29 protein-coding genes are annotated in these 17,048 nt (G+C 58.7%); 1 reads left to right on the top strand and 28 read right to left on the bottom strand.

Annotated features, from left to right (window positions below):
• The first annotated feature begins 66 nt into the window (after nt 1-66).
• On the top strand, nt 67-2,901 hold the full coding sequence (uvrA, locus tag SA496_RS00715) for an excinuclease ABC subunit UvrA (RefSeq protein WP_120653274.1): 2,835 nt from the start codon (nt 67-69) through the stop codon (nt 2,899-2,901).
• A gap of 425 nt (nt 2,902-3,326) precedes the next feature.
• Here uvrA and rplQ read toward each other — a convergent pair whose 3' ends face one another.
• From rplQ to rpsJ, 28 genes are all read right to left on the bottom strand, one after another.
• Nucleotides 3,327-3,716 carry a 50S ribosomal protein L17 gene (gene rplQ, locus SA496_RS00710; RefSeq protein WP_077525974.1) on the bottom strand — a complete coding sequence of 130 codons (390 nt, stop codon included), beginning with the start codon at nt 3,714-3,716 and terminating at the stop codon, nt 3,327-3,329.
• 44 nt (nt 3,717-3,760) lie between these two features.
• Nucleotides 3,761-4,762 (bottom strand): DNA-directed RNA polymerase subunit alpha, encoded by a 1,002-nt coding sequence (locus tag SA496_RS00705; protein ID WP_028629274.1) that lies wholly within the window; start codon nt 4,760-4,762, stop codon nt 3,761-3,763.
• 22 nt (nt 4,763-4,784) lie between these two features.
• Nucleotides 4,785-5,405, bottom strand: coding sequence for a 30S ribosomal protein S4 (gene rpsD / locus SA496_RS00700; RefSeq protein WP_069081980.1), 621 nt, complete (start codon nt 5,403-5,405; stop codon nt 4,785-4,787).
• Nucleotides 5,406-5,421: 16 nt separating this feature from the next.
• Nucleotides 5,422-5,811, bottom strand: a complete 390-nt coding sequence (gene rpsK, locus SA496_RS00695; protein WP_003093689.1) for a 30S ribosomal protein S11 — start codon at nt 5,809-5,811, stop codon at nt 5,422-5,424.
• Between the two features lie 30 nt (nt 5,812-5,841).
• Complete coding sequence (rpsM, locus tag SA496_RS00690; RefSeq protein WP_077525972.1) at nt 5,842-6,198, bottom strand: 30S ribosomal protein S13; 357 nt, start codon at nt 6,196-6,198, stop codon at nt 5,842-5,844.
• Between the two features lie 132 nt (nt 6,199-6,330).
• The gene (rpmJ, locus tag SA496_RS00685; protein WP_037025762.1) at nt 6,331-6,447 is read right to left on the bottom strand and encodes a 50S ribosomal protein L36; all 117 of its coding nucleotides are present in this window, start codon (nt 6,445-6,447) and stop codon (nt 6,331-6,333) included.
• Nucleotides 6,448-6,477: 30 nt separating this feature from the next.
• Nucleotides 6,478-7,806: a preprotein translocase subunit SecY gene (secY, locus tag SA496_RS00680; protein ID WP_120653275.1), complete on the bottom strand. Its 1,329-nt coding sequence runs from the start codon at nt 7,804-7,806 to the stop codon at nt 6,478-6,480.
• The gene (gene rplO / locus SA496_RS00675) at nt 7,807-8,241 is read right to left on the bottom strand and encodes a 50S ribosomal protein L15 (protein ID WP_120653276.1); all 435 of its coding nucleotides are present in this window, start codon (nt 8,239-8,241) and stop codon (nt 7,807-7,809) included.
• Between the two features lie 3 nt (nt 8,242-8,244).
• Entirely contained in the window at nt 8,245-8,421 is a 177-nt protein-coding gene (gene rpmD / locus SA496_RS00670) for a 50S ribosomal protein L30 (protein WP_120653277.1), read from the bottom strand.
• Between the two features lie 2 nt (nt 8,422-8,423).
• A complete protein-coding gene (gene rpsE / locus SA496_RS00665; RefSeq protein WP_003448746.1) occupies nt 8,424-8,924 on the bottom strand; it encodes a 30S ribosomal protein S5 in 501 nt (166 codons plus the stop codon).
• Nucleotides 8,925-8,927: 3 nt separating this feature from the next.
• Nucleotides 8,928-9,278: a 50S ribosomal protein L18 gene (rplR, locus tag SA496_RS00660; RefSeq protein WP_044872684.1), complete on the bottom strand. Its 351-nt coding sequence runs from the start codon at nt 9,276-9,278 to the stop codon at nt 8,928-8,930.
• 10 nt (nt 9,279-9,288) lie between these two features.
• Nucleotides 9,289-9,822, bottom strand: coding sequence for a 50S ribosomal protein L6 (rplF, locus tag SA496_RS00655; RefSeq protein ID WP_077525967.1), 534 nt, complete (start codon nt 9,820-9,822; stop codon nt 9,289-9,291).
• 12 nt (nt 9,823-9,834) lie between these two features.
• The gene (gene rpsH, locus SA496_RS00650) at nt 9,835-10,227 is read right to left on the bottom strand and encodes a 30S ribosomal protein S8 (RefSeq protein WP_016490543.1); all 393 of its coding nucleotides are present in this window, start codon (nt 10,225-10,227) and stop codon (nt 9,835-9,837) included.
• 191 nt (nt 10,228-10,418) lie between these two features.
• Nucleotides 10,419-10,724, bottom strand: coding sequence for a 30S ribosomal protein S14 (gene rpsN, locus SA496_RS00645; RefSeq protein ID WP_077525966.1), 306 nt, complete (start codon nt 10,722-10,724; stop codon nt 10,419-10,421).
• A gap of 13 nt (nt 10,725-10,737) precedes the next feature.
• On the bottom strand, nt 10,738-11,277 hold the full coding sequence (rplE, locus tag SA496_RS00640; RefSeq protein ID WP_077525965.1) for a 50S ribosomal protein L5: 540 nt from the start codon (nt 11,275-11,277) through the stop codon (nt 10,738-10,740).
• Between the two features lie 20 nt (nt 11,278-11,297).
• Complete coding sequence (gene rplX, locus SA496_RS00635) at nt 11,298-11,612, bottom strand: 50S ribosomal protein L24 (protein WP_077525964.1); 315 nt, start codon at nt 11,610-11,612, stop codon at nt 11,298-11,300.
• A 12-nt stretch (nt 11,613-11,624) separates the two neighbouring features.
• Nucleotides 11,625-11,993, bottom strand: coding sequence for a 50S ribosomal protein L14 (gene rplN, locus SA496_RS00630; RefSeq protein ID WP_003448734.1), 369 nt, complete (start codon nt 11,991-11,993; stop codon nt 11,625-11,627).
• Nucleotides 11,994-12,015: 22 nt separating this feature from the next.
• The gene (gene rpsQ / locus SA496_RS00625; protein WP_021219597.1) at nt 12,016-12,282 is read right to left on the bottom strand and encodes a 30S ribosomal protein S17; all 267 of its coding nucleotides are present in this window, start codon (nt 12,280-12,282) and stop codon (nt 12,016-12,018) included.
• A 2-nt stretch (nt 12,283-12,284) separates the two neighbouring features.
• Nucleotides 12,285-12,476 carry a 50S ribosomal protein L29 gene (gene rpmC, locus SA496_RS00620; RefSeq protein WP_016490538.1) on the bottom strand — a complete coding sequence of 64 codons (192 nt, stop codon included), beginning with the start codon at nt 12,474-12,476 and terminating at the stop codon, nt 12,285-12,287.
• Nucleotides 12,476-12,889, bottom strand: a complete 414-nt coding sequence (rplP, locus tag SA496_RS00615; protein ID WP_016490537.1) for a 50S ribosomal protein L16 — start codon at nt 12,887-12,889, stop codon at nt 12,476-12,478. Before rplP ends, rpmC begins: the two co-directional genes overlap by 1 nt.
• Nucleotides 12,890-12,901: 12 nt before the next feature.
• Entirely contained in the window at nt 12,902-13,588 is a 687-nt protein-coding gene (gene rpsC / locus SA496_RS00610) for a 30S ribosomal protein S3 (protein ID WP_028629286.1), read from the bottom strand.
• Nucleotides 13,589-13,601: 13 nt separating this feature from the next.
• Entirely contained in the window at nt 13,602-13,934 is a 333-nt protein-coding gene (gene rplV, locus SA496_RS00605) for a 50S ribosomal protein L22 (protein ID WP_007161246.1), read from the bottom strand.
• A gap of 13 nt (nt 13,935-13,947) precedes the next feature.
• A complete protein-coding gene (gene rpsS, locus SA496_RS00600; protein ID WP_027590504.1) occupies nt 13,948-14,223 on the bottom strand; it encodes a 30S ribosomal protein S19 in 276 nt (91 codons plus the stop codon).
• A 14-nt stretch (nt 14,224-14,237) separates the two neighbouring features.
• The gene (rplB, locus tag SA496_RS00595) at nt 14,238-15,059 is read right to left on the bottom strand and encodes a 50S ribosomal protein L2 (RefSeq protein ID WP_077525962.1); all 822 of its coding nucleotides are present in this window, start codon (nt 15,057-15,059) and stop codon (nt 14,238-14,240) included.
• A gap of 11 nt (nt 15,060-15,070) precedes the next feature.
• The gene (gene rplW / locus SA496_RS00590; protein WP_077525961.1) at nt 15,071-15,370 is read right to left on the bottom strand and encodes a 50S ribosomal protein L23; all 300 of its coding nucleotides are present in this window, start codon (nt 15,368-15,370) and stop codon (nt 15,071-15,073) included.
• Nucleotides 15,367-15,969: a 50S ribosomal protein L4 gene (rplD, locus tag SA496_RS00585; protein WP_077525960.1), complete on the bottom strand. Its 603-nt coding sequence runs from the start codon at nt 15,967-15,969 to the stop codon at nt 15,367-15,369. The genes rplW and rplD overlap by 4 nt, the downstream gene beginning before the upstream one ends.
• A 14-nt stretch (nt 15,970-15,983) precedes the next feature.
• The gene (rplC, locus tag SA496_RS00580) at nt 15,984-16,619 is read right to left on the bottom strand and encodes a 50S ribosomal protein L3 (RefSeq protein ID WP_077525959.1); all 636 of its coding nucleotides are present in this window, start codon (nt 16,617-16,619) and stop codon (nt 15,984-15,986) included.
• An 84-nt stretch (nt 16,620-16,703) separates the two neighbouring features.
• Complete coding sequence (rpsJ, locus tag SA496_RS00575; protein ID WP_003243886.1) at nt 16,704-17,015, bottom strand: 30S ribosomal protein S10; 312 nt, start codon at nt 17,013-17,015, stop codon at nt 16,704-16,706.
• Nucleotides 17,016-17,048: the final 33 nt, after the last annotated feature.

The raw sequence follows: 17,048 nt of genomic DNA, 5'->3' as shown, positions 1-17,048 counted from the left end.
ACGCTTTGCCGCGTCGCCTTGGCGGGCCGTATAATCGGCGGTTTCCGACCGCCAAGTGAGGCCGTTGTGGACAAGATCCTGATCCGTGGGGCACGTACCCATAACCTGAAGAACGTCGACCTCACCCTGCCCCGCGACAAGCTGATCGTGATTACCGGCCTGTCCGGCTCCGGCAAATCGTCGCTGGCTTTCGACACACTCTATGCAGAGGGCCAGCGCCGCTATGTAGAGTCTCTGTCGGCATACGCCCGGCAGTTCCTGTCGATGATGGAAAAGCCCGATGTAGACACCATCGAAGGCCTTTCGCCGGCAATTTCCATCGAGCAGAAGTCCACCTCCCACAACCCGCGGTCCACTGTCGGCACCATCACCGAGATCTACGACTACCTGCGCCTGCTATACGCCCGCGTAGGTATGCCGCGGTGTCCGGATCACGATGTGCCACTGGAAGCCCAGACTGTCAGCCAGATGGTCGACCAGGTGCTGGCCCTGCCCGAGGGCCGCAAGCTGATGCTGCTGGCGCCGGTGATCCGCGAACGCAAGGGTGAGCACCTGGCGGTGTTTGAGGAATTGCGCGCCCAGGGCTTCGTCCGTGCACGCGTGGACGGCAAGCTCTACGAGCTTGACGAGCTGCCCAAGCTGGACAAGCAGAAGAAGCACTCTGTCGACGTGGTAGTGGACCGTTTCAAGGTCCGCGGCGATCTGCAGCAACGTCTCGCCGAATCGTTCGAGACCGCAATCAACCTCGCCGACGGCATCGCCCTGGTGGCACCAATGGACGACGAAGAAGGAGACGAGATCATCTTCTCGGCCCGCTTCGCCTGCCCCCATTGCGGCCACTCCATCAGCGAGCTGGAACCCAAGCTGTTTTCCTTCAACAACCCGGCCGGCGCCTGCCCCACCTGTGATGGCCTTGGGGTCAAGCAGTTCTTCGACGCCAAGCGCCTGGTCAACGGCGAGCTGACCCTCGCCGAAGGCGCGATTCGCGGATGGGACAGGCGTAACGTCTACTACTTCCAGATGCTTGGCTCGCTGGCCTCGCACTACGGTTTCAGCCTGGAGAAACCCTTCGACGAGCTGTCCGCCGAACACCAGAAGGTGATCCTGTTCGGCAGCGGCCGCGAGGATGTGGACTTCCGCTACCTCAACGATCGCGGCGACATCGTCAAGCGCTCGCACCCCTTCGAGGGGATCATCCCCAACCTTGAACGCCGCTACCGCGAGACCGAATCGGCAACCGTGCGCGAAGAGCTGGCAAAGTTCCTCAGCACCCAGCCCTGCCCCGACTGCCGAGGTACCCGTCTGCGCCGTGAAGCGCGCCATGTATGGGTCGGTGACAAGACACTGCCTGCGGTAACCGGCCTGCCGGTGGGCGATGCAGCGGACTACTTCGGCGGGCTCAGCCTCACCGGCAGGCGCGGCGAGATCGCCGAGAAGATCCTCAAGGAGATCCGCGAGCGCCTGCAGTTCCTCGTCAACGTCGGCCTCGACTACCTGACCCTGGACCGTAGCGCCGATACCCTGTCCGGGGGCGAAGCGCAGCGCATTCGCCTGGCCAGCCAGATCGGCGCCGGCCTGGTGGGGGTGATGTACATCCTCGACGAGCCCTCCATCGGTCTGCACCAGCGCGACAACGAACGCCTGCTGGCGACCCTCACCCATCTGCGCAACCTGGGCAACACGGTAATAGTGGTCGAGCACGATGAGGATGCTATCCGCCTCGCCGACTATGTCGTGGACATCGGCCCGGGTGCCGGCGTGCATGGCGGCCAGATCGTCGCCGAAGGAACACCGGACGAGGTCATGGCTCATCCGAACTCGCTTACAGGCAAGTACCTGTCCGGCCGCGTGAAGATCCAAGTGCCGGCCGAGCGTACCCCGCGCGACAAGAAAAAGTCCCTCAAGCTCAAGGGTGCCAGCGGCAACAACCTGCAGCAGGTGAACCTGGAGATTCCAGTGGGCTTGCTGACCTGCGTTACCGGCGTATCCGGCTCGGGCAAGTCGACCCTGATCAACAACACGCTGTTCCCGATCACCGCCACTGCACTCAACGGCGCCACCTCCCTTGAGGCATCCGCCCACGAGAGCTTCGATGGCCTCCAGCACCTGGACAAAGTAGTGGACATCGACCAGAGCCCAATCGGTCGTACTCCCCGTTCCAACCCGGCGACCTACACCGGCCTGTTCACGCCAATCCGTGAACTGTTTTCCGGCGTGCCGGAGTCCCGCTCCCGTGGCTACGGCCCGGGGCGTTTCTCCTTCAACGTCAAAGGTGGCCGCTGCGAGGCCTGCCAGGGCGATGGCGTGATCAAGGTGGAAATGCACTTCCTGCCGGACATCTACGTGCCCTGCGATGTGTGCAAAGGCAAGCGCTACAACCGCGAGACCCTGGAAATCCGCTACAAGGGCAAGAGCATCCATGAAGTGCTGGAGATGACCATCGAAGAGGCCCGCGAGTTCTTCGATGCGGTACCGGCCATTGCCCGCAAGCTACAAACCCTGATGGACGTCGGCCTGTCGTACATCCGCCTGGGTCAATCAGCGACCACACTTTCCGGCGGGGAGGCGCAGCGGGTGAAGCTGTCTCGCGAGCTCTCCAAGCGCGACACAGGGAAGACGTTGTACATCCTCGACGAACCTACCACCGGCCTGCACTTTGCCGACATCCAGCAATTACTTGACGTGCTGCATCGCCTGCGCGATCACGGCAATACGGTGGTAGTGATCGAGCACAACCTCGACGTGATCAAGACCGCTGACTGGCTCGTGGACCTCGGACCCGAAGGCGGCTCCAAGGGTGGCCAGATCATCGCCACCGGCACCCCGGAAGAGGTCGCAGACATGGCGCAGTCCCACACCGGGCGGTTCCTCAAGCCCTTGCTGGAGCGTGATCGCGCCTGATCCAACGGTCTGTAAAGAAAAGGGCCGGGCAGCGATGTCCGGCCTTTTTTGTGGGGGGCAATGTACCTGCGCGAATCCAGCCCGGAGCGAACGGCATTGCCGAAATGCGGAAGCACTGATCGAAGTGCGCCCAGTGCAGGTCAGCAATGAACCGCGGAACACACGTCATAACCCCGGTGATGTCGAAAATGCCCTGTGTATCTGCCCTACTCGCACAAGTGGAACAGCGCACAAGGCTGGTTTCCTGGCTCTTTAAGCCTCACCCACATGATCTGTTTCATTTCCTTCGCTGGGCGAAAAAGGAGTGTCGATCTACCCGTCACACCGCAGTCGAATTGTTAAAAGAACCGAATCGGTAGACGCAGGTTAAATTTCAGACATAAAAAAACCGGGCACTAGGCCCGGTTTTTCATGCAACGACCGACTTACTCGGCAGCAGCTTCGACTTCACCAGCGACCGGACGGTCAACCAGCTCGACGTAAGCCATGGGAGCATTGTCGCCAGCGCGGAAACCGCACTTCAGGATACGCAGGTAGCCGCCCTGACGGTTGGCGTAGCGCTTGCCCAGATCGTTGAACAGTTTGCCTACAGCGGACTTCGAACGGGTACGGTCGAAAGCCAGACGACGGTTGGCAACGCTGTCTTCCTTGGCCAGGGTGATCAGCGGCTCGGCAACGCGGCGCAGTTCCTTGGCTTTAGGCAGGGTGGTTTTGATCAGTTCGTGCTCGAACAGCGACACCGCCATGTTCTGGAACATGGCCTTGCGGTGTGCGCTGGTGCGGCTGAGGTGACGGCCACTTTTACGATGACGCATGGTTCAATTCCTTACCAAACTTCTACGTTCGGTGATTACGACGATCAGGCAGTCGCCTTGTCGTCCTTCTTGAGACTTGCCGGCGGCCAGTTGTCGAGGCGCATGCCGAGGGACAGACCACGGGAGGCCAGGACGTCCTTGATCTCGGTCAGGGACTTCTTGCCCAGGTTCGGAGTCTTCAACAGCTCTACTTCGGTGCGCTGAATCAGGTCACCGATGTAGTAGATGTTCTCCGCCTTGAGGCAGTTGGCCGAACGTACGGTCAGCTCGAGGTCATCAACCGGACGAAGGAGGATCGGGTCGATCTCGTCTTCCTGCTCAACTACTACCGGCTCGCTGTCGCCCTTCAGGTCGACGAACGCAGCCAGTTGGTGTTGCAGGATGGTAGCGGCACGACGGATGGCCTCTTCAGGGTCCAGGGTGCCGTTGGTTTCCAGATCGATGACCAGCTTGTCCAGGTTGGTGCGCTGCTCCACACGGGCGTTTTCAACCACGTAGGCAACACGACGGACGGGACTGAACGAGGCGTCGAGCTGCAGACGACCAATGCTGCGGCTCTCGTCTTCGTCGCTCTGGCGCGCATCGGCGGGCTCATAGCCACGACCGCGAGACACCTTGAGCTTCATGTTCAGGACGCCGTTGTCCGCCAGGTTGGCGATCACGTGGTCGCCGTTGACGATTTCGACATCATGATCCAGCTGAATATCGGCAGCAGTGACCACGCCCGAACCTTTCTTCGAGAGGTTCAGCGTTACTTCGTCACGGCCGTGCAGCTTGATAGCCAGGCCTTTGAGGTTCAGGAGGATCTCGATGACATCTTCCTGAACACCCTCGATGGCGCTGTACTCGTGGAGTACGCCATCGATCTCGGCCTCGACTACTGCACAGCCAGGCATGGAGGACAACAGGATGCGACGCAGCGCGTTGCCCAGGGTATGGCCGAAACCACGCTCGAGAGGCTCGAGCGTGATCTTGGCGCGGGTCGGACTAACCACCTGCACATCAATGTGGCGGGGGGTCAGGAACTCATTTACCGAACTCTGCATGGATGCACCTATTTTCTAGCCCTTACTTGGAGTAGAGCTCGACAATCAGGTTTTCGTTGATGTCGGCGGACAGATCGCTGCGAGCCGGCACACTCTTGAACACGCCGGACTTTTTCTCTGCGTCAACTTCAACCCACTCCACACGGCCACGCTGACCGCACAGTTCGAGGGCTTGGGCAATACGCAGTTGGTTCTTCGACTTCTCGCGAACGGCAACCACGTCACCAGCTTTGATCTGGTAGGACGGAACGTTCACAGTCTGACCGTTGACGCTGATGGCCTTGTGGGAAACCAGCTGACGGGACTCGGAGCGAGTAGCGCCGAAGCCCATGCGGTACACGACGTTGTCCAGACGGCACTCAAGGAGTTGCAGCAGGTTTTCGCCGGTAGCGCCCTTACGAGCAGCAGCTTCTTTGTAGTAGTTGCCGAACTGACGCTCCAGAACACCGTAGATACGGCGCACTTTCTGCTTTTCACGCAGCTGGGTGCCGTAGTCGGACAGGCGGCCGCGACGGGCGCCGTGCTGACCAGGAGCGGATTCGATGTTGCACTTGGATTCGAGCGCGCGAGCACCACTCTTCAGGAAGAGGTCGGTACCTTCACGACGGGACAGTTTGCACTTGGGACCAATGTAACGAGCCATTTCTCACTGTCTCCTATTACACGCGACGCTTCTTCGGCGGACGGCACCCGTTGTGCGGGATAGGCGTCACGTCGGTGATGCTGGCGATCTTGTAGCCGCAGGCGTTCAGAGCACGCACAGCGGATTCGCGACCCGGACCCGGGCCCTTGACGTTCACGTCGAGGTTCTTCAGGCCGTATTCCAGAGCGGCTTGACCAGCGCGCTCGGCTGCAACCTGGGCAGCGAACGGGGTGCTCTTACGGGAACCGCGGAAACCCGAACCACCGGAGGTAGCCCAGGAAAGAGCGTTACCTTGACGGTCGGTGATGGTCACGATGGTGTTGTTGAAAGAAGCGTGGATATGGGCGATGCCATCCACAACTGTCTTTTTGACTTTCTTACGAGGACGAGCAGCAGGCTTAGCCATGACTTAATTCCTGTCGATTCGCGGGCGCAATTACTTGCGGATCGGCTTACGCGGGCCCTTACGGGTACGCGCGTTGGTCTTGGTGCGCTGGCCATGAACAGGCAGACCGCGACGATGACGCAGACCGCGGTAGCAGCCCAGGTCCATCAGACGCTTGATGTTCATGTTGATTTCGCGACGCAGGTCACCTTCAGTGGTGAGCTTCGCGACTTCGCCACGCAGCTGTTCGATCTGCTCGTCAGAGAGATCCTTGATCTTTGCCGCCGGATTAACACCGGTGGTAGCGCAGATGCTCTGCGCAGTGGTGCGACCAACACCGTAGATGTAGGTCAGCGAGATAACAGTGTGCTTGTTATCTGGAATGTTGACGCCTGCAATACGGGCCATTCAGTGAAACTCCAGTTGACAGCTACCTACGCCCCGGAAGCCAAGAAAAGGGCGCGAGATATTAGCGCTGTAGAAACGAATAATCAACCCGGCAGCGCACTAGCTGCCGGGTTCATAACGCGTGAATCACACTCAGCCTTGGCGCTGCTTGTGACGCGGTTCCGCGCTGCAGATCACGCGAACGACACCGTCGCGACGAACGATCTTGCAGTTGCGGCACAGCTTTTTCACCGATGCACGAACTTTCATCAGTAACTCCTAGAACCTTACGGAACTGGGTCAGCGGAGCATGCCGCTGCCGTAGCCCTTCAGGTTGGCTTTCTTCATCAGGGATTCGTACTGGTGCGAAACGAGGTGGGATTGTACTTGGGCCATAAAGTCCATAACAACCACTACCACGATCAGCAACGAGGTCCCGCCAAGGTAGAACGGTACATTCGCTGCAACCACCAGGAACTGGGGCAGCAGACAAACAGCCGTCATGTACAGAGCACCGAACATGGTCAAGCGGGTCAGTACGCCATCGATATAGCGCGCCGACTGCTCACCCGGACGGATACCCGGAATAAAGGCACCGGACTTCTTCAGGTTCTCCGCCACGTCTTTCGGATTGAACATCAAAGCTGTGTAGAAGAAGCAGAAGAAGACGATCCCTGCACTAAACAGCAGAATGTTCAACGGCTGACCAGGAGCGATAGACTGCGAGACATCCTGCAGCCAGCCCATGCTTTCGGACTGACCGAACCAGGCACCCAGAGAGGCCGGGAACAGCAGGATGCTGCTGGCGAAGATAGCCGGAATAACGCCCGCCATGTTCACCTTCAACGGCAGGTGGCTGGTCTGCGCAGCGAAGACCTTGCGGCCCTGCTGACGCTTGGCGTAATGCACAGCGATACGACGCTGGCCACGCTCAATGAACACCACGAAACCGATGATCGCTACTGCCAGCAGACCGATGGCGACCAGAGCGAAGATGTTGATATCGCCCTGACGTGCAGACTCGAAAGACTGCCCGATCGCTCTCGGCAGACCGGCCACGATGCCAGCAAAAATCAGCATCGAGATACCGTTGCCGACACCGCGCTCCGTGATCTGTTCGCCCAGCCACATCATGAACATTGCACCAGCCACGAAGGTGGTGACAGCCACGAAGTAGAAGCCGAAATCAGACGAGAAAGCGACACCCTGACTGGCCAGACCAACGGACATGCCGATGGCCTGAACCAATGCCAGGGCTACAGTGCCGTAGCGGGTGTACTGGCTGATCTTGCGACGGCCAGCCTCACCTTCCTTCTTCAACTGCTCCAGCTGCGGGCTGATCGCGGTCATGAGCTGCATGATGATCGATGCCGAGATGTACGGCATGATCCCCAACGCGAAAATGCTCATCCGCTCCAGCGCACCGCCGGAGAACATGTTGAACAGGCTAAGAATGGTCCCCTCGTTCTGCCGGAACAGCTCGGCCAGCCGGTCAGGGTTGATACCGGGCACTGGGATGTGCGCGCCGATCCGGTAGACGATGATCGCCAGGAACAGGAAACGCAGTCGAGCCCAGAGCTCGGACAACCCGCCATTGCTGAGCGCGGAGAGAGCACCTTGCTTAGCCATTTAGTCCTCGAACTTACCGCCAGCTGCTTCGATAGCCGCACGCGCACCTTTGGTGGCGGCGATACCTTTCAGGGTGACCGCGCGAGTAACGTCGCCGGACAGCATGACTTTCACACGCTGTACGTTCTGGTTAATCACGTTGGCATCCTTCAGCGACTGCAGAGTTACGACATCGCCTTCCACCTTGGCCAGCTCGGAGGTGCGCACTTCAGCGCGATCCATGGCTTTCAGGGAAACGAAGCCGAACTTCGGCAGACGACGGTGCAGCGGCTGCTGACCGCCCTCGAAGCCCGGAGCAATGGTGCCGCCGGAGCGAGAGGTCTGACCCTTGTGGCCACGGCCACCGGTCTTACCCAGGCCGCTACCGATGCCACGGCCCGGACGGTGCTTTTCGCGACGGGCACCCGGCGCGGAACGCAGATCGTTCAGTTTCATGGATTAACCCTCGACGCGCAGAAGGTAGTAAGCCTTGTTGATCATGCCGCGGTTCTCAGGAGTGTCCTGAACCTCTACGGAATGACCAATGCGACGCAGGCCGAGACCTTTGACGCAAGCCTTGTGGTTAGCCAGACGGCCGTTAACGCTCTTGATCAGCGTTACTTTGACAGTTGCCATGATTAGAGAATCTCCTCGACGCTCTTACCACGCTTGGCCGCAACCGACTCAGGGGACTGCATGTTCTTCAGACCCTTGAAAGTGGCGTAAACCACGTTCACCGGATTGGTGGAGCCGTAGCACTTGGCCAGAACGTTCTGCACACCGGCCACCTCCAGAACGGCACGCATGGCGCCGCCGGCGATGATACCGGTACCTTCGGAAGCCGGCTGCATGAACACCTTGGAGGCGCCATGGGCGGACTTGATCGGGTACTGCAGGGTGGTGCCATCCAGATCTACCTGGATCATGTTGCGGCGTGCAGCTTCCATCGCTTTCTGAATGGCAGCAGGCACTTCGCGGGACTTGCCGCGACCGAAGCCAACACGACCTTTACCATCACCAACTACGGTCAGCGCAGTGAAGGTGAAGATACGACCACCTTTTACGGTCTTGGCAACGCGGTTAACCTGAACCAGCTTCTCGATGTAGCCTTCGTCGCGCTTTTGCTCGTTATTTGCCATAACTTAGAACTCCAGCCCGCCTTCACGAGCAGCATCAGCCAGCGCCTTGACGCGGCCGTGGTACTTGAAGCCAGAACGATCGAATGCCACCTGAGTGACGCCAGCGGCTTTCGCGCGCTCGGCAACCAGCTGACCAACCTTCTTGGCCGCGTCGACGTTGCCGGTGGCGCCGTCACGCAGTTCTTTGTCCAGGGTCGAGGCGCTGGCCAGGACCTTGGCGCCGTCGGCCGAAATGACCTGGGCGTAGATGTGCTGGGAGGAGCGGTACACGCAGAGGCGTACGGCTTCCAGCTCGCGCATTTTCAGGCGTGCCTTGCGAGCGCGACGCAGACGAGTTTCTTTCTTTACGCTCATTTGCTATGCCCTACTTCTTCTTAGCTTCTTTACGACGGACGACTTCGTCGGCGTAACGTACACCCTTGCCTTTGTAAGGCTCCGGCGGACGGAAGTCGCGAATCTCAGCGGCCACTTGACCGACCAGCTGCTTGTCGATGCCCTTGATCAGGATATCGGTCTGGCTGGGGGTTTCAGCGGTAATGCCTTGCGGCAGTTCGTAATCCACCGGATGCGAGAAGCCGAGAGCCAGGGACAGAGTCTGACCTTTGGCCTGAGCCTTGTAACCAACGCCCACCAGCTGGAGCTTGCGCTCGAAGCCCTGGCTAACGCCGATTACCATGTTGTTCACCAACGCACGGGTGGTGCCCGCCATGGCCTTGTTCTGCTGGTCGCCATTGCGAGCGGCAAAACGCAGCTCACCGGATTCCTGCAGTACTTCCACAGACGAGTGCACTTTCAGTTCCAGAGCACCCTTGGCACCCTTCACCGAAAGCTGCTGGCCGGCGATCTTGACTTCAACGCCAGCGGGCAGCTTGACGGGGTTCTTAGCAACGCGAGACATGCTTCAACCCCCTTAGAACACAGTGCAAAGCACTTCGCCACCAACACCAGCAGCGCGAGCAGCACGATCAGTCATCACACCCTTGTTGGTGGATACGATCGATACGCCCAGGCCGCCACGTACTTTCGGCAGCTGATCGACGGACTTGTACTGGCGCAGGCCAGGACGACTTACGCGCTTCAGCTCTTCGATGACCGGACGGCCTTCGAAATACTTCAGCTCGATGGACAGCAGAGGCTTAATGTCGCTGCTGACTTGGTATCCCGTGATGTAACCCTCGTTCTTCAGAACGCTGGCTACCGCCACCTTCAGTTTGGAGGACGGCATGCTTACGACAGACTTTTCAGCCATCTGGGCATTACGGATACGAGTTAGCATGTCCGCTAACGGGTCCTGCATACTCATGGGCTAGATGCTCCTGATACAAAAAGAAATAGCCTTGCGGCTAGAGTCACACGCGAGCACTGGACGGACTAATGCCAGGCCCGGGCGAGCCGGACATTCTAGAGATACTCCAGAAACGAATCAAGCCCCAAAAGGGGCTTGATTCTGATGACCTGGGCTGGGCCGACCAAAGCCGGCCCCACCGACGATCATTACCAGCTGGCTTTCACCAGGCCGGGTACATCACCGCGCATGGCAGCTTCACGCAGCTTGTTACGGCCAAGGCCGAACTTGCGGTAAACGCCGTGCGGACGACCGGTGATGCGGCAGCGGTTACGCAGGCGGGAGGCGCTGGCGTCACGGGGCTGCTTCTGCAGAGCTACCTGCGCTTCCCAACGAGCTTCCGCAGTGGAGTTCGGGTTGGCGATGATAGCTTTCAGCTCAGCACGCTTCTTGGCGAACTTAGCAACCGTCTGCTGACGCTTCAGCTCGCGGTTCTTCATGCTCTGTTTGGCCATGTTCCTACTCCAATCAGTTGCGGAACGGGAATTTGAAGGCGCGCAGCAGAGCACGACCTTCTTCATCCGTACGGGCGGTGGTGGTCAGGGTGATGTCCAGACCACGCAACGCATCGATTTTGTCGTAATCGATTTCCGGGAAGATGATCTGCTCTTTGACACCCATGCTGTAGTTACCACGACCGTCGAAGGACTTGGCATTCAGGCCGCGGAAGTCACGCACGCGCGGCAGGGAGATGGAGAGCAGACGATCCAGAAACTCGTACATGCGATCGCGGCGCAGGGTGACCTTGACGCCGATCGGCCAGCCTTCACGAACCTTGAAGCCTGCAATGGATTTGCGGGCGTAGGTCACGACGGCTTTCTGGCCGGTGATCTTTTCCAGGTCAGCAACAGCGCTTTCGATGACTTTCTTGTCGCCGATAGCTTCGCCCAGACCCATGTTCAGAGTGATCTTGGTGATGCGCGGAGTTTCCATCACGTTGCCGAGCTGAAGTTCTTCCTTCAGCTTCGGCGCGATTTCTTTCCGGTAAATCTCTTTTAGTCGTGCCATGGTTTTCTACCTAGCAGTGCTCAAGCATCAACCGGCTTTTGGGTCGACTTGAAGACACGAATTTTCTTACCTTCCTCAACCTTGAAACCAACGCGATCAGCCTTGTTGGTCTCGGCATTGAAGATGGCTACGTTGGAGAGGTGCATGGGCGCCTCTCGCTCGACGATACCGCCCTGGACACCGGCCATGGGGTTCGGCTTGGTGTGGCGCTTGATCAGGTTTACACCGCTGACCAGCACACGACTGTCAGCGAGAACCTTCAGCACCTTACCGCGCTTGCCCTTGTCCTTGCCGGCGATGACGATGATCTCGTCGTCACGACGAATCTTTTGCATGACGGCTTCTCCTTACAGCACTTCGGGGGCGAGCGAGACGATCTTCATGAACTTCTCGGAACGCAGTTCACGGGTCACGGGCCCGAAGATACGGGTGCCGATCGGCTCCTGCTTGTTGTTCAGCAGGACGGCGGCGTTGCCGTCGAAGCGGATGATCGAGCCATCAGGGCGACGAACGCCATGCTTGGTACGAACCACAACAGCGGTCATTACCTGGCCTTTCTTCACCTTGCCGCGCGGGATCGCTTCTTTAACGGTCACTTTGATGATGTCGCCGATACCGGCGTAACGACGGTGCGAACCACCAAGGACCTTGATGCACATAACGCGACGAGCACCGCTGTTATCAGCGACGTCGAGCATGGATTGAGTCTGAATCATATCTTTCTCCGACCCTTAGTCCTTAGACTTCCACGGCACGTTCGACGACTTCCACCAGGGCCCAGGACTTGGTCTTGGCCAGCGGACGGGTCTCACGAATGGTGACCTTGTCGCCGATACGGCACTGGTTGGTTTCGTCGTGGGCGTGCAGCTTGGTCGAGCGCTTCACGTACTTACCGTAGATCGGGTGCTTAACGCGACGCTCGATCAGAACGGTGATGGTCTTGTCCATCTTGTCGCTGACGACGCGGCCGGTCAGCGTGCGGACGGTTTTCTGAGCTTCAGCCATGATTACTTACCTGCTTGCTGGTTGAGCACAGTTTTCACGCGAGCGATGTCGCGCTTCACTTGCGAGAGCAGGTGAGACTGCCCCAACTGGCCAGTTGCCTTCTGCATGCGCAGATTGAACTGGTCGCGCAGCAGGCCGAGCAGTTGCTCGTTCAGCTGCTGTACGGATTTTTCACGAAGTTCATTCGCTTTCATCACATCACCGTCCGCTTAACAAAGGAGGTGGCGAGCGGCAGCTTTGCAGCGGCCAGGGCGAATGCCTCACGCGCCAGCTCTTCGGAAACACCCTCGATCTCGTACAGGACCTTGCCCGGTTGAATCTGGGCTACCCAGTACTCGACGCCACCCTTACCTTTACCCATACGAACTTCGAGGGGCTTCTTGGTAACGGGCTTGTCCGGGAATACGCGGATCCAGATCTTGCCGCCACGCTTCACGTGACGGGTGAGGGCACGACGTGCGGCCTCGATCTGACGGGCAGTGAGACGACCACGGCCAGTAGCCTTCAGCGCGAACTCGCCGAAGCTGACCTTGCTACCGCGCTGAGCCAGACCACGATTGTGGCCGGTCATCTGCTTGCGGAACTTCGTACGCTTTGGTTGCAGCATTTGGCGTACCCCTTACTTAGCAGCTTTTTTACGAGGAGCGGGCGCTACGGGCTTCAGTTCTTCCTGGCGGCCACCGATGACCTCACCTTTGAAGATCCAAACCTTCACACCGATCACACCGTAGGTGGTGTGCGCTTCGTAGGTTGCGTAGTCGATATCGGCGCGCAGGGTGTGCAGGGGCACACGACCTTCGCGATACCATTCGGTACGGGCGATTTCAGCGCCACCGAGACGACCGCTTACCTGGATCTTGATGCCCTTGGCACCAATGCGCATGGCGTTCTGTACAGCGCGCTTCATGGCGCGACGGAACATCACACGACGCTCCAGCTGCTGAGCTACGCTCTGCGCAACCAGCATACCGTCGAGCTCCGGCTTGCGGATCTCTTCGATGTTGATGTGCACAGGCACACCCATTTGCTTGGTCAGGTCCTGACGCAGCTTCTCAACATCCTCACCTTTCTTGCCGATCACGATGCCGGGACGAGCGGTGTGGATGGTGATGCGTGCGGTTTGAGCCGGACGATGAATATCGATACGGCTTACGGACGCGCTTTTTAGTTTGTCTTGGAGGTACTCACGCACCTTCAGGTCGGCAAACAGATAGTCGGCATAAGTGCGCTTATCTGCGTACCAAACGGAGGTGTGCTCCTTGACGATTCCCAGGCGAATGCCAGTGGGATGTACTTTCTGACCCATCTGATCGACTCCGTTACTTGTCCGCAACCTTGACAGTGATATGGCAAGACCGCTTGACGATGCGATCAGCACGGCCCTTGGCACGCGGCATGATGCGCTTCAGCGAACGCCCTTCGTTGACGAAAACGGTGGAAACCTTGAGGTCATCCACGTCTGCGCCTTCGTTGTGCTCAGCGTTGGCCACGGCCGATTCGAGCACTTTCTTCATGATTTCAGCGGCTTTCTTACTGCTGAAAGTCAACAGGTTGAGCGCTTCGCCCACCTTCTTCCCGCGGATCTGGTCGGCGACCAAGCGGGCTTTCTGGGCGGAGATTCGAGCGCCCGACAGCTTAGCGGCTACTTCCATCGTTCCTTACCCCTTAACGCTTGGCTTTCTTGTCCGCAGCATGACCGCGATAGGTGCGGGTGGCAGCGAACTCGCCCAGTTTGTGACCGACCATGTCTTCGTTCACGAGAACCGGGACATGTTGACGACCGTTGTGTACAGCGATGGTCAGACCGACCATTTGCGGCAGAACGATGGAACGGCGCGACCAGGTTTTCACCGGCTTGCGATCGTTCTTTTCCACCGCCACTTCGACCTTCTTCAGTAGGTGAAGATCGATAAAAGGACCTTTTTTCAGAGAACGCGGCACTGTCGTATCCTCAGTTATTTACGGCGACGGACGATCATGTTGTCGGTGCGCTTGTTCGCGCGGGTCTTCGCACCCTTGGTCGGGAAGCCCCACGGAGACACCGGATGACGGCCACCAGAGGTACGACCTTCACCACCACCATGCGGGTGGTCTACCGGGTTCATCGCCACGCCGCGAACGGTCGGGCGAACACCACGCCAGCGCTTGGCACCGGCTTTACCCAGCGAACGCAGGCTATGCTCGGAGTTCGAGACTTCGCCCAGAGTCGCACGGCATTCAGCCAGGACTTTACGCATCTCGCCGGAGCGCAGACGCAGGGTTACGTAGGCGCCTTCACGGGCAACCAACTGAACGGAGGCACCGGCGGAACGGGCGATTTGCGCACCCTTGCCAGGCTTGAGTTCGATACCGTGAATGGTGCTACCAACCGGGATGTTGCGCAGCGGCAGGGCATTACCGGCCTTGATCGGTGCATTGACGCCCGAGATCAGCTGGTCGCCAGCGCTCACGCCTTTCGGCGCGATGATGTAGCGACGCTCGCCATCGGCGTACTTCAGCAGAGCGATGTGAGCAGTACGGTTCGGATCGTACTCGATGCGCTCAACGGTGGCAGGAATGCCATCCTTGTTACGACGGAAGTCGACCAAACGATAGTGCTGCTTGTGACCACCACCGATGTGACGAGTAGTGATACGACCGTTGTTGTTACGACCACCGGATTTCGATTTTTTCTCGACCAGCGGTGCGTAAGGAGCGCCTTTGTGCAGCTCCTGATTGACGACCTTGACCACGAAACGGCGGCCAGCGGAGGTCGGTTTGCATTTAACGATTGCCATGATGCACCCCTTTACTCAGCGCTGCTGGCGAAATCGAGATCTTGGCCCGGCTGGAGAGCGATGTACGCTTTTTTCCAGTCGTTACGCTTGCCCAGACCGCGAACGGTACGCTTGGTCTTGCCCTTGACTACGAGGGTGGTGACACGAGCGACTTTCACGCTGAACAGGCTTTCTACGGCCTTCTTGATTTCCAGCTTGGTTGCATCAGTGGCAACCTTGAAAACGAACTGGCCCTTGCTGTCAGCCAGCATGGTGGCCTTCTCGGAGACGTGCGGACCAACCAGCACCTTGAATACGCGTTCCTGGTTCATGCCAGCAGCTCCTCGAATTTCTTCACGGCGGACACGGTGATAAGCACCTTGTCGTAGGCGATCAGGCTGACCGGGTCGGAACCCTGAACATCACGAACGTCAACGTGCGGCAGGTTGCGAGCAGCCAGGTACAGGTTCTGATCAACGGCGTCGGAAACGATCAGCACGTCGGTCAGGCCCAGGCCATTCAGCTTGCCCAGCAGAGCTTTGGTTTTCGGGGCATCGACAGCAAAGTCTTCAACCACAACCAGGCGCTCTTGGCGAACGAGCTCAGAGAGGATGGAGCGCATGGCAGCGCGGTACATCTTCTTGTTGAGCTTCTGGGAGTGATCTTGCGGCTTGGCAGCGAAGGTGGTACCACCGGAGCGCCAGATGGGGCTACGAATGGTGCCAGCACGAGCACGACCAGTGCCCTTCTGACGCCACGGCTTCTTGCCACCGCCGGAAACTTCGGAACGGGTCTTCTGCGCGCGAGTGCCCTGACGGCCACCGGCCATGTAGGCGACAACAGCCTGGTGAACCAGGGTCTCGTTGAACTCACCACCAAAAGTACGCTCGCTGACTTCGATAGCCTGAGCGCCATTTACATTCAATTGCATCTCAGCTTCCCCTCTTAACCACGAGCCTTGGCTGCCGGACGCACAACGACATCACCACCGGTAGCGCCAGGAACGGCACCTTTGACCAGCAGCAGATTGCGTTCTGCATCGACACGCACAACTTCCAGGGACTGCACGGTTACACGCTCAGCACCGAGGTGACCGGACATTTTCTTGCCCTTGAAGACACGACCAGGAGTCTGGCACTGGCCAATAGAACCCGGGGCGCGGTGGGAGACGGAGTTACCGTGGGTGTTGTCCTGGCCGCGGAAGTTCCAGCGCTTGATGGTACCGGCATAGCCTTTACCCTTGGACTGACCGGTAACATCTACCAGCTGACCAGCTTGGAACAGCTCAGCAGTCAGTTGATCGCCAGCCTGGTACTCGCCTTCTTCAAGACGGAATTCCCAAACACCGCGACCAGCAGCCACGCTTGCCTTGGCGAAGTGACCGGCTTGCGCCTTGGTCACGCGAGAGGCACGACGCTCACCGACAGTTACCTGCACGGCGCGATAGCCATCGCTTTCTTCGTTTTTGAATTGGGTCACGCGATTCGGCTCGATCTCAATGACCGTAACCGGAATGGAGACGCCTTCTTCGGTGAAAATGCGGGTCATGCCGCACTTACGACCGACTACACCAATAGTCATGTTGTAAACCTCATGAGTGTACGGGGCTTTCACCCGCTATGGCCGCCCATTTCAGAGCGTTACACGACTAAAACCCGAAGGTTATTAGCCGAGGCTGATCTGCACTTCCACGCCTGCCGCAAGGTCGAGCTTCATCAGCGCATCGACGGTTTTATCCGTCGGCTGGACGATGTCCAGAACACGCTTGTGGGTACGAATTTCGTACTGATCACGCGCGTCTTTGTTGACGTGCGGAGAGATCAGAACGGTGTACCGCTCTTTGCGAGTAGGCAGAGGAATAGGACCACGCACCTGAGCACCAGTACGTTTCGCGGTTTCCACGATTTCCTGGGTGGATTGATCGATCAGGCGATGGTCAAAAGCCTTCAACCGAATACGGATTTGTTGGTTTTGCATTTTGACCTCAGACTCTATCTCTGCTTTCCCCAA

It is taken from the genome of Pseudomonas sp. JS3066, from assembly GCF_036328175.1.
Lineage (GTDB): Bacteria > Pseudomonadota > Gammaproteobacteria > Pseudomonadales > Pseudomonadaceae > Metapseudomonas.
The sequence above is the reverse complement of the archived record's forward strand: the minus strand, read 5'-3'. Positions and strand labels throughout refer to the sequence as shown.